Source organism: Bacteroidota bacterium (genome assembly GCA_018831055.1).
Lineage (GTDB): Bacteria > Bacteroidota > Bacteroidia > Bacteroidales > B18-G4 > M55B132.
Genome location: JAHJRE010000105.1, coordinates 1 through 11,493 on the forward strand (window position 1 = coordinate 1; position 11,493 = coordinate 11,493).

At 46.4% G+C, this 11,493-nt stretch carries 8 protein-coding genes and 2 pseudogenes; 9 read left to right on the plus strand and 1 reads right to left on the minus strand.

Annotated elements, in window-relative coordinates; translation table 11 throughout:
• Positions 1 to 416 precede the first annotated feature (416 nt).
• Both KKA81_06545 and KKA81_06550 read left to right on the plus strand, forming a co-directional pair.
• Complete coding sequence (locus tag KKA81_06545) at positions 417 to 707, plus strand: nucleotidyltransferase family protein (GenBank protein ID MBU2650575.1); 291 nt, start codon at positions 417 to 419, stop codon at positions 705 to 707.
• Positions 704 to 1,033: pseudogene (locus tag KKA81_06550) on the plus strand (DUF86 domain-containing protein). Before KKA81_06545 ends, KKA81_06550 begins: the two are co-directional and overlap by 4 nt.
• A gap of 209 nt (positions 1,034 to 1,242) precedes the next feature.
• Here KKA81_06550 and KKA81_06555 read toward each other — a convergent pair.
• Complete coding sequence (locus KKA81_06555) at positions 1,243 to 2,373, minus strand: ATP-binding protein (GenBank protein MBU2650576.1); 1,131 nt, start codon at positions 2,371 to 2,373, stop codon at positions 1,243 to 1,245.
• 681 nt (positions 2,374 to 3,054) lie between these two features.
• On the opposite strand from KKA81_06555, the pseudogene KKA81_06560 reads away from it, so the two are divergent.
• The 7 genes and pseudogenes from KKA81_06560 to KKA81_06590 all read left to right on the plus strand — a co-directional run.
• Positions 3,055 to 5,313, plus strand: a pseudogene (locus tag KKA81_06560) (UvrD-helicase domain-containing protein).
• 100 nt (positions 5,314 to 5,413) lie between these two features.
• Positions 5,414 to 6,058: a DUF4290 domain-containing protein gene (locus tag KKA81_06565; protein ID MBU2650577.1), complete on the plus strand. Its 645-nt coding sequence runs from the start codon at positions 5,414 to 5,416 to the stop codon at positions 6,056 to 6,058.
• Between the two features lie 8 nt (positions 6,059 to 6,066).
• Complete coding sequence (murA, locus tag KKA81_06570; protein MBU2650578.1) at positions 6,067 to 7,371, plus strand: UDP-N-acetylglucosamine 1-carboxyvinyltransferase; 1,305 nt, start codon at positions 6,067 to 6,069, stop codon at positions 7,369 to 7,371.
• Between the two features lie 120 nt (positions 7,372 to 7,491).
• A complete protein-coding gene (locus tag KKA81_06575) occupies positions 7,492 to 8,073 on the plus strand; it encodes a nucleotide exchange factor GrpE (protein ID MBU2650579.1) in 582 nt (193 codons plus the stop codon).
• 34 nt (positions 8,074 to 8,107) lie between these two features.
• Entirely contained in the window at positions 8,108 to 9,256 is a 1,149-nt protein-coding gene (gene dnaJ / locus KKA81_06580) for a molecular chaperone DnaJ (GenBank protein ID MBU2650580.1), read from the plus strand.
• Positions 9,257 to 9,274: 18 nt separating this feature from the next.
• Positions 9,275 to 10,201: an ATP-binding cassette domain-containing protein gene (locus KKA81_06585; protein ID MBU2650581.1), complete on the plus strand. Its 927-nt coding sequence runs from the start codon at positions 9,275 to 9,277 to the stop codon at positions 10,199 to 10,201.
• Positions 10,194 to 11,493, plus strand: a 1,300-nt coding sequence (locus KKA81_06590; GenBank protein ID MBU2650582.1) for an ABC transporter permease, incomplete at its 3' end; no start/stop codon positions are given. The genes KKA81_06585 and KKA81_06590, both read left to right, overlap by 8 nt.

The following is an 11,493-nucleotide window of genomic DNA, read 5'->3' on the forward strand; positions in this document are numbered from 1 at the left end:
CTCTTTGAGAATTCATCAGTTATTCCTGGAAAGCCTCCAGCCCCCTTACCAAACCTCTATTGTGCTCTATTGTGACTAATGTGGTAAGAATATGAATCACAATAGTCACAGTAGTACACATTAGTTTTTAGTATCTCTTTGAGAATTCATCAGTTATTCCTGGAAAGCCCCAGCCTCCCAGTATCCCAGTATCCCAGTATCCCAGCTCCCAGTATCCCAGCAACCCATCATCCGAGCCCCCCAGTAACCCAGCAACCCAGTATCCCAGCCAAACCCAGTTTTCGATAATGTCTTTGACGGATATTATTCATGTTATTGTTATACTGGTCAGGGAAGGATGAATAATATGCTTATTAGCCTTAATTACGTTGGAACGATAATTATTTGCTTAAAAAATATTATTGTATCTTTGTATTATGTCAAGTGTTGAGTTGAAAAATAATATTCTGAATTCTTTAAAACAGTATAATCCATTGTTTATTGGCTTGTTTGGTTCTTTTGCAAGAAACGAGCAGACCGATAACAGCGATATTGACATACTTGTGTCTTTCCGAAATCCTGTTTCTTTACTGAGCCTTATTCGAATAGAAAATGAACTATCCCTCAGGCTTGGACGAAAAGTTGATCTGATTACTGAAGGAGCAATTAAAAACAAGTGCATTAAAAAAAATATTTCAGATGATATTCAAATAATCTTTCAGGCATGAAAGATGATCTGTTATTCATCGAGCACATATTGTTTTGTATCGACAAAATTCAGGACTAAACAAAGAACTTGTCCCAACAAGACTTCAGCGATAATGTTCTTATTCAGGACGCTGTTATTCGGAACATTGAAATTATTGGAGAAGCCACAAAAAAGATTTCAAATAATTTAAAATTTCAATATCAGGAAATTCCATGGAAAGAGATGTCTGGAATGAGAGATAAACTGATACATGATTATTTTGGGGTTGATGTTGATGTTGTATGGAAAACAGTTACTGACGATGTTCCCTATCTTAAATCACTTATCGAAAATATTGATATATAAGCACTCACTCTGATAATAAAGCGATCTATCTGTTTCTGGCATGTTTATTCCGGCCAACCTTACCGCATTACGGTGATACTGACTCCCTGGTTTAGTTTCTCACCACAATAGTCAATTAGTTCACATTAGTATTAAGGATCTCTTTGAAGATTCATATGTTATTCCTGGAAAGCCCCCAGTCCCCAGCCCCCAGCTCCCAGTCCCCCATTTTATGGCAATGATTCTGTCCATCGATGAAACAGAATGTCATAAATACTGTAAGATACTCCTCCGTTTTCTGTGAATGATGAGTATAATAGTTCGCTGTTTATTAAGGATTTCAGAGAGCGTAATACGGTTGACGGACTGCCCAGCTTGTATTTACTTATGAATTCCTTTGAAGTAGGGGAGATTATAATCCCTTCATGGGCCACTGCTTTTAACAAACGCCATTGATGAAATGTGAGCATGCTTCTGTAATTGAAAAACACGTTTTCCTGCTCCTTTAAGAGTTTATATGCTTCTTCCTTCCATAAATTGCTTGTAATGATTTTCTGACCGGTTGCGAACACCCTGTTAAATACTAGCTGAACATAATACGTGTGCAGGCAGGACCAGTCTAATATGTCGTCAATTATTTCATCGGAAATCGACTTACCTGATTGATTAAACCATCGGGAAACAAAATTTTTATACTCTGTTTTATCGATTTTTTCGATACCCAACATAGCTGTACTTCGGTAGAATGGTTTTGAGGGCAGGTTGAACAATTCATTCATAAGGTGTTGCTGGCTGCCGGAAAAGATGAACCGGACATTATTCAAGTGTTGAATAATGGAACGTAACCATGCATCAACATTTTTTTCAGGATAGTTGGATATCTGTTGAAACTCGTCTATACCAATCACTATTTTGTGGTCCTGCTTTTCCAGGAATTGCATGATTGATCCAATATGTGACTCGGTTCCTGATTTTCTTACCTCGAAAGTAGCCTGTGGGAGGTTGGTTAAAGGATCAAAACTTATTACCGGACGCATTGCTTTGATAAATGTCCACAATTTTTTACCAAGGCTTTCCTTTTCCGGAACCGCGTTCAATACTGCCGTGGCCAAGACGTTCAGGAATTGTTGAAGATCCTCTGTTGCAAGAATATCAACATATATTCCCCTCCACCCTGCAGGCAATTGGTGAAAAAGATGTTTGATCAGGCCTGTTTTCCCTATGCGTCTGACAGATGTTAAGGTAACATTCTGACCATTCTGGATGTAACTCAACAATTGTGATGTCTCCTCCTTCCGGTCGCAAAAGTAATCCGGGCTGTAGTAGCCTGATATCAGAAACGGATTTTCTGGTTTTCTCATGATATTTAGAATTAATTTACATTTTGCAATTTACAAAATGTAAATTACAAAATGTAAATTTTTTTTAAAGAGTATCGGGAATGATTAATATCAAGTTACAAGCTGCATGTTTCAAGTTGCATCACACCTGCAGTTGAAGTTTTAAAGCATGAAGAAACAATGCATTTAATCCATTTTACTTTAAGAGTTAAATTATAGCAGAGCCCATTCTCCCTTAAAACTATCCCTCCTGCCTGGTATTTGAACCACAATAGGCACAACCTGTCCCGATGAAAATCGGGAGTAGAGCACAATAGTTTTTAGTATCTCTTTGAGAATTCATCAGTTATTCCTGGAAAGCCCCCAGTAATCCAGTAATCCAGTATCCCAGTATCCCAGTATCCCAATCCCTACCAAACCTCTATTGTGTACTATTGTGACTAATGTGGTGAAAAATTGAACCACAATAGGCACAGTAGAGCACAATAGTTTTTAGTATCTCTTTGAGAATTCATCAGTTATTCCTGGAAAGCCCCCAGCCCCCAGTCCCCAGCCCCCAGCCTCCCTGCTCCCTGTTCCCTGCCCCCTGCCCCCTGCCCCCTGTTCCCTGCCCCCAATTGTTCATAACTTCTCCCCCCCATTTTACCCAATTCCTTTATTTTTGCGCTCCAAAGCAATCGTTTCGTGAAAGATATTTTTCAGGAACTGAATGAGGCTCAGCGCAAAGCCGTGGAGCATACCGACGGCCCGTCGATGGTGATCGCGGGGGCCGGATCGGGAAAAACCCGCGTGCTCACCTTTAAGGTTGCTCATCTGCTGAACCAGGGAGTGGATCCTTTTAACATCCTGGCCCTTACGTTTACCAACAAAGCCGCCAGGGAGATGAAGGAAAGGATCATCGAACTGGTGGGCAGCAGCGATGCACGGAATGTGTGGATGGGCACTTTCCATTCTATCTTTGCGCGCATCCTGCGTATAGAAGGGCACAGGATGGGTTATGGCTCCAATTTCACTATTTACGATACGGAAGACAGCAAGCGTCTGGTTAGTAACATTATCAAGGAACTCAACCTTGATAAGAAGATGTATGTTCCCGGCTACATCCTGGGACGGATTTCCAATGCCAAGATTAACCTTCTCGGTCCGGAGGCATACAACCAGAATGCCGAGCTGATGCAGATCGACAAGATGGCGGGCAAGCCGCGCACGGGTGAGATCTACAGCCTCTACAACCGCAGGCTGAAGAGTTCCGACGCCATGGACTTCGACGATCTTTTGTTCAACACCTTCCTGTTGCTCGACCGCTTCCCCGATGCTCTGCTTAAATATCAGCGCAAGTTCCGTTACATCCTGGTGGATGAGTACCAGGATACCAACCACGTGCAGTATATGATCATCCGAATGCTGGCTGCCGACAATGAAAATATCTGTGTGGTAGGCGACGATGCCCAGAGCATTTACGGTTTCCGCGGTGCCAACATCCAGAATATCTTAAGCTTCCGGCGCGATTACCCCGATTCCCGAACCTTTAAACTGGAACAAAACTACCGTTCCACCAAGACCATTGTAGGAGCGGCCAACCTCATCATTGCTAACAATAAGGAACAGATCTTCAAAGAGATATGGACGCAAAACGACGAAGGTGCGAAGATCAGCCTGTTCCGCACACCGACCGACACCGAAGAAGGGAATATGGTTGCCGGCTCCATCTTCGAGCATATGATGAACCATCAGCTTCCTTACAGCGCTTTTGCCATCCTGTACCGTACCAATGCCCAGTCGAGGTCGTTTGAGGAGGCCTTGCGCCGGCGAAACATTGTTTACCGTATTTACGGCGGTTTGTCGTTTTACAAGCGCAAGGAGGTGAAAGATCTGCTGGCATATTTTCGGTTGGTTATCAACAGCAAGGATGAGGAGGCCCTGCAGCGTGTCATCAATTATCCGGCGAGGGGAATAGGGAAGACAACCATGGAGAAGGCTGTGGTTGCGGCAGCGGCTGTGGGGGTAAGCATGTGGGAGGTGATCTCCGATCCCAGGCGCTTCGGTCTGGATGTCAATTCAGGAACGGCGACAAAGCTCCAGGAATTTGCGACCATGATCCGGAGTTTCAATGCCATGCTGAATACCCGTAATGCCTATGATTTAGCTCGCCATATCGCCGTTTCATCGGGTCTCCTGAAAGACCTTTACGAGGACAAAACCCCTGAGGGTGTTGCCAGATATGAAAATATTGAAGAGTTGCTGAACGCCATCAAGGATTTCAGCGAACAACCTTTTGCCGATCAGGAGAGCGGTGAGGTTCAGGAAGGCATGAAGACTCTGGCCGGCTTCCTGGCCGATGTGGCCTTACTCACCGATGCCGACGACAAAGACAAGGAAGACCGCAACCATGTATCGCTGATGACCATCCATGCGGCCAAAGGGCTGGAGTTTCCGTATGTATATGTGGTCGGGCTGGAAGAAAACCTGTTCCCTTCGATGCAGTCGTTACATTCCCGGGCCGACCTGGAGGAGGAGCGGCGCCTTTTTTACGTAGCCGTTACCCGTGCCATGCAGCACCTTACCCTTTCGTTCGCGGAGAACCGTTATCGCTGGGGAGTTCTGACACCATCGGATCCCAGCCGTTTCCTGGATGAAGTACCGGCAAATTACCTCGACCAGCCTCACCGTGCCGGGTTTATGGCACCGGGTGCAGGAGCCTCAGCTTCATCTGTCACACCATCACCCCCTCCCGGGAAGAATCTGAAAAAGGTAAGTAACCTGGCCGGTTCCGATGAAGGCTACGATGCCAATGAAGAGGAGATCCTGCCCGGAATGGAGGTGGAGCACCAGCGGTTTGGCAAAGGGAAAGTCCTGGTTGTAGAAGGTTATGGAGGAAACAGGAAAGCAACGGTCTTCTTTCCTGCAGTCGGACAAAAGCAATTATTACTCAAATTTGCCAGGCTGAAGATAATTAAATGAAATTATTTATTTATATTTGCAGTCTCAACTGCAACAACGAATTAGCTGACCTATTTTAAGTCCTTTCGATTGAGTTTTACAAATTTTTATAAAATATTTCATGGAATATAATAGTACAAGGGAAAAGCTGGTGATGCCCGAATATGGCAGGAATGTCCAGAAGATGATTGAGTTTGCCATCAGTGTGGAAGACCGTGATAAGAGAACTGCCGTAGCGCGTGCCATTGTAAACATTATGGCTTCGATGAACCCGAAGATAAAAGAGACAGCCGACTATAAGCAAAAGTTATGGGACCAGCTCATTATCATTTCCAGGTTTCGTCTGGATATTGATTCCCCGTTTCCTTACCCCGATCGTGAAGTCCTGGAATCAAAACCAAGGAAAGTATCATACAAGAAGGATCCCATGCGTTTCCGTCATTACGGAAGGAGCATAGAGCGCATTATTGCCAAGGCGATCACCTACGAAGAAGGGCCGGAGAAAGAGGCTCTGATCCAGACCATTGCCAATCACCTGAAGAAGTCGTATCTGAACTGGAATCGCGACTCGGTAAACGACGAGTTGATCTATAAACACTTTGAAGAGCTGTCGGGTGGCAAGTTAAAGTTAGGCGAGGATTTCAAGCTTAATGAGACGAGTGACATCCTGGCAAGGCAAAAGCGCAAGAAATTTATAAACAAGCGTGATAACGGCGGTGGCAACAGCAACAACAAAATGAGAATGCGTCGTCATAAGAATCAATAGTATTTTTCATGAGTTCATTTGAGATCATCGGCGGCAGAAAGCTTCAGGGGGAGATCATACCCCAGGGGGCCAAGAACGAGGCACTTCAGGTGATCAGCGCGGTTTTGCTCACCCGTGATAAGGTGACCATCAGCAATATTCCTGCCATCAGGGATGTGATCAAGCTTATCGGCATCATCCGTGATCTGGGTGTTGAGGTATCCCAGGAAGGGGAGGGGACATGGACCTTCCGTGCGGCAGATGTCAATCTCGATTACATGCGTTCCCAGGAATTTAAGTCGCAGGGAGAAAGCCTGCGGGGGTCGATTATGATACTCGGTCCTTTGCTTGCGCGCTTTGGCAAATCGTTCATGCCGCATCCGGGGGGCGACAAGATTGGAAGGCGCAGGCTGGATACGCATTTTACCGGTCTCCAGCGCCTGGGAGCCCGCTTTCATTATGATGACAAGGAAAAGATGTATTGTGTGGACTCATCCGATCTGAAGGGATGTGACATGCTGCTTGATGAAGCATCCGTGACGGGTACGGCGAATATTGTTATGGCGGCTGTTCTTGCCAAAGGGAAAACCACCATTTTCAACGCGGCGTGTGAGCCATATATTTATCAGCTTTGCTCCATGTTGAACCGCATGGGAGCCCGGATATCCGGGGTGGGTTCCAACCTGCTTACCATTGAGGGTGTTGAGGAGCTTAACGGCACGGAGCACCGTTTACTGGCCGACATGATAGAGGTGGGAAGTTTTATCGGACTGGCTGCCATGACACAGTCGGAGATAACCATCAAGAACGTCAATTATGAAAGACTGGGTATGATCCCCGATGTTTTCAGGAAGCTGGGGATCAGTATTGTAAAGCGAGATGACGATATCATTGTTCCTGCACAGAAATCCTATGAAATAGAAACCTTCATGGATGGTTCGATACTCACCGTGAGGGATGCGCCCTGGCCGGGGTTCACTCCCGACCTTATCAGTATCGTCCTTGTAACTGCCACCCAGGCAAAAGGCAGTGTATTGATCCATCAGTGGATGTTTGAAAGCAGACTTTTCTTTGTCGATAAGCTCATCGACATGGGAGCCCAGATCATCCTTTGCGACCCGCACCGGGCCACCGTGATAGGGCTTAACCGGCAGTATCCCCTCAAAGGTATAGAGATGACATCTCCCGACATACGCGCCGGCGTTGCCCTCCTCATTGCTGCCCTCAGCGCGGAAGGACGCAGCGTAATCCATAACATCGAACAGATCGATCGCGGCTACCAGCATATCGATAACCGGCTTGCTAAACTGGGCGCAGAAATCAAACGAGTGTGAAATCGTCGATCGCATTCTCCGATCTCCGATCTGATATCTTCTCCTGCCAATTTGTCCTCCTCCCTCCATTGGCAAATTATTTGTTATTTAGCGGTGAATTTAATTTAAATGTTAACAGAGATGATTGAAGACGTTGACAAAACCCTAAGGGAAGAGCCTGAGGATATAAATGAAGGTGGTCAGCCGGAACAGGAAAGCATGGAAGGGACTGACAAAAAAACACTGCGCAGGAAGAAACAGGCCATCCTGGAAAAGGAGAACAAAGAATTGAAAGAAAAAGTTGATGAGCTGAATGACAAATACCTTCGTTTATTTTCGGAGTTTGACAATTTCCGGAAAAGGACATTGAAGGAAAAGATTGAGATGAGCAAGACCGCCTCGGAAGAGGTAATTACTGCCTTACTCCCTGTTCTTGATGATTTTGAGCGTGCGATCCGGAGCATGGAGAATTCGTCGGAGGATAGCAATCTTAAGGAAGGGGTTTTGCTGATTTTCAATAAATTCCTGACTATACTGAATCAGAAGGGCCTGGAGCAGATGAGAACCGTTGGGGAGGTTTTTGACACGGATTATCACGAAGCCATCACGAACATACCGGCGCCGTCGCCTGAGCAAAAAGGAAGAGTGATCGACGAGGTTGAGAAGGGGTATCTTCTCAACGGCAAGGTGATCCGGTACGCCAGGGTTGTTGTGGGCAATTAGGCGGCCGGGCTAACTAAAAAACTATCGCATTAACATGTCGCAAAAGAGAGATTACTACGAAATTCTGGAGGTTTCGCGCAATGCCACGGAGCAGGAGATCAAGAAGGCATACCGTCAGAAAGCTCTGAAATTCCATCCTGATAAGAATCCTGACAATCCCGATGCTGAGTCGCATTTCAAGGAGGCGGCCGAGGCGTATGAGGTATTAAGCAATCCTGACAAGAGGAAGCGTTACGACCAGTTTGGTCACGACGGATTACGGGGTATGAACGGCTTCGGTGGTGGTGGCGGGATGTCGATGGATGACATCTTCAGCCATTTCGGGGATGTTTTCGAGAGCTTTGGATTTGGTGGTTTTGGCGGTGGAGGCAGGACACGGAGCAGGAGGGTGAACCGTGGCACCAATCTGCGCATCAAAGTGAAACTGGAGATGCATGAGATTGCCACCGGGATAGAGAAAAAGATCAAGGTCAATAAGTATGTCTCCTGTGAAGCCTGTAACGGTACAGGAGCTCACAAGGGAGGATCGTTTCATACCTGTCAGACATGCCGGGGAACGGGACAGGTTACTCAGGTAACCAACACTTTTCTTGGGCAGATGCGTACAACCACCACCTGTCCATCCTGCGGAGGCGAAGGCCAGATCATTATCGAAAAATGTCATAGCTGCCACGGCGATGGGATAGTCAGTGGAGAGGAGATTATTTCTGTCCGCATACCTGGTGGAGTTAGCGACGGCATGCAGTTGTCGATGTCGGGAAAAGGCAACGCGGCTGCCAGGGGAGGAGTGCCGGGAGACCTTATCATCCTGATCGAAGAAATACCGCATCCGGAGTTGATCCGTGACGGTCGGAATCTTATTTACGACAAATACATTTCCTTTACCAATGCTGCTCTTGGAGCCAATGTTGATGTACCCACACTGGAAGGCAAGGCAAGGATCAAGATCGCTCCGGGAACGCAGGCAGGCAAGGTTCTGAGGTTAAAAGGAAAAGGGCTTCCCGATGTGAACGGCTCACCCAGGGGCGACATACTGGTTAATGTCAATGTCTGGACGCCACAAAACCTTAGTAAGGAAGAAAAGACCATCCTGGAAAAACTGTCGGAATCGGAAAATTTCCAACCCAAGCCTACCGGAGCGGACAAAGGATTCTTTGAGCGTATGCGGGAATATTTTCAATAAAACCAAGAACCTTTCCTGATGCAACTGTTAACAGCGAGAAACATAACCAAACAATATGCCGGACACAAAGCCCTTGATGAGGTGAGCATTGAGGTGCCTGAAAGGAGTATTTTCGGATTACTCGGTCCAAACGGTGCAGGAAAGACAAGTCTCATCAGGATCATCAATATGATCATGGCACCGGATTCGGGTGAGTTGTTTTTTGCAGGCGAAAAGCTCAGAGCTGAGCATGTGGGGCGCATCGGTTACCTTCCGGAAGAGCGTGGCTTGTACCGGAAGATGAAGGTTGGCGAGCAGGCCATGTATCTTGCCCGCTTGAAGGGCCTTTCTCATCATGATGCTCAAACAAGGCTAAAGAACTGGTTTGGCAAATTTGACATCCTCAACTGGTGGAACCGTAAGGTGGAAGAGCTCTCCAAGGGCATGCAGCAAAAGGTGCAGTTCATCGTAACGGTCGTGCATGAGCCCTCTCTATTGATCTTTGATGAGCCTTTCAGCGGATTTGACCCCATCAATGTAAACCTTCTTAAAGACGAGATACTCCGTTTGCGCGATAATGGCGCAACCATCTTATTTTCAACCCATAATATGGCATCTGTTGAAGAACTTTGCGACCATATCGCTCTCATCAACCGCTCCAGAAAGGTTCTCGACGGCAGTGTGAAAGAGATTCGCAATGCTAATAGAGCTAATGTTTTTGAAATATCATTCAATAACTTTGACGGAGAGCTTCCTGCATTGCTAAACAGCGATTTCAGCGTTATCAGCGAAGGATTTGAAGAGGGATTGCGGACGGCCAGGATAAAGATTGGGCGTGACCGCAGTGCAAATGACCTGTTAAACCTGCTGATCGGACAAGTAAGCATACATTCATTGCAGGAAATCCTTCCTACGATGAACGACATTTTTATCAAAAAGGTAAAGGAGCAGGAAATCCATGAATAAGATATTATTGGTCATCCGCAGGGAGTTTCTTACCCGTGTCAGGAAGAGGTCGTTCATCATCATGACCTTTCTGGGGCCAATACTTATGGCATCCGTGATCATTCTGCCCATCATCATCTCCCAGGTTTCCGACCAGCAGGTAAAAACCGTACTGGTACTGGATGAAAGCGGGGTTTTTTACGGTAAGTTCCAGGATGAGGATAATATGCGTTTCCAGTATGTTGTCACAGACCTTGAAACTGCGAAAAACAATCTCATCGGAAGTGATGATGATGCTTTGCTATACATTCCCCGCACCGAACTAAATCTTCCGACATCCGCTGTCGTATACGGCAGCCGTCAGTTACCGGTGAGCATTCAGACGTACATACGCAACGTGATGAAGAAGGAGGTCGAAGCATTGAAACTGGCGGCCTCCGGGATAGACCGTGATGTTATATTGTCGGCGAAGGCAAATATAACCCTGGTTAGCATGCTTATTGACGAGGAGGGAGCTGAGGAAAAGACCTTTACCGAGGTTAGCATGGTACTTGGGATCTTTGCCGGGCTTATGATCTATATGTTCATTTTTATCTTCGGAGCCCAGGTGATGCGTGGTGTCATTGAGGAAAAGAGCAACCGCATCGTTGAGATCATCGTTTCCAGTGTAAGGCCATTCCAGCTGATGATGGGCAAGATCATCGGCATCGCATTGGTAGGGCTGACGCAGTTCCTGCTGTGGGTGATTCTTACTTTTACCATAGTATCGGTATTTCAGGTAACCTATGCCGGTGATTTACCCCGGGAGAATTTCACGCAGTTGGTACCGGGGCAGGATCAGTTCATAGCACAGCAGGAAATCCCGGTGACAGAGGAAAAAGAAGATGTAACCAAGATCCTGGAGATAATTGATTCGATTGATTTTGGCACCATGGTGCTATCTTTTATTTTTTACTTCCTGTTCGGCTATCTTTTATATGCCGCTTTGTTTGCTGCCATAGGTTCAGCCTCCGATACCGAGGTCGATACGCAGCAGTTCATGTTGCCGGTGAGTCTGCCTCTAATCCTGTCATTGATTATCGCTCAGTTTGTGATGCGTTATCCCGACGGTCCTGTGGCCTTCTGGTTCTCCATCATCCCTTTTACCAGTCCGGTAGTGATGATGGTCCGCATCCCCTTCGGAGTGCCACTTCCTGAATTGTATCTCTCCATGCTGTTGCTGGTACTGGGTTTTCTGGGTACTACCTGGCTTGCTGGTAAGATATACCGTACGGGCATCCTGATGTACGGTAAAAAAGTCAATTACAAGGAGC

What these genes read in the sequence shown, in the direction of transcription:
- KKA81_06545 (MBU2650575.1), top strand. Translation starts at nt 417, where the DNA reads ATGTCAAGTGTTGAGTTGAAAAATAATATTCTGAATTCTTTAAAACAG.
- KKA81_06555 (MBU2650576.1), bottom strand. Translation starts at nt 2,373, where the DNA reads ATGAGAAAACCAGAAAATCCGTTTCTGATATCAGGCTACTACAGCCCG.
- KKA81_06565 (MBU2650577.1), top strand. Translation starts at nt 5,414, where the DNA reads ATGGAATATAATAGTACAAGGGAAAAGCTGGTGATGCCCGAATATGGC.
- murA (MBU2650578.1), top strand. Translation starts at nt 6,067, where the DNA reads ATGAGTTCATTTGAGATCATCGGCGGCAGAAAGCTTCAGGGGGAGATC.
- KKA81_06575 (MBU2650579.1), top strand. Translation starts at nt 7,492, where the DNA reads ATGATTGAAGACGTTGACAAAACCCTAAGGGAAGAGCCTGAGGATATA.
- dnaJ (MBU2650580.1), top strand. Translation starts at nt 8,108, where the DNA reads ATGTCGCAAAAGAGAGATTACTACGAAATTCTGGAGGTTTCGCGCAAT.
- KKA81_06585 (MBU2650581.1), top strand. Translation starts at nt 9,275, where the DNA reads ATGCAACTGTTAACAGCGAGAAACATAACCAAACAATATGCCGGACAC.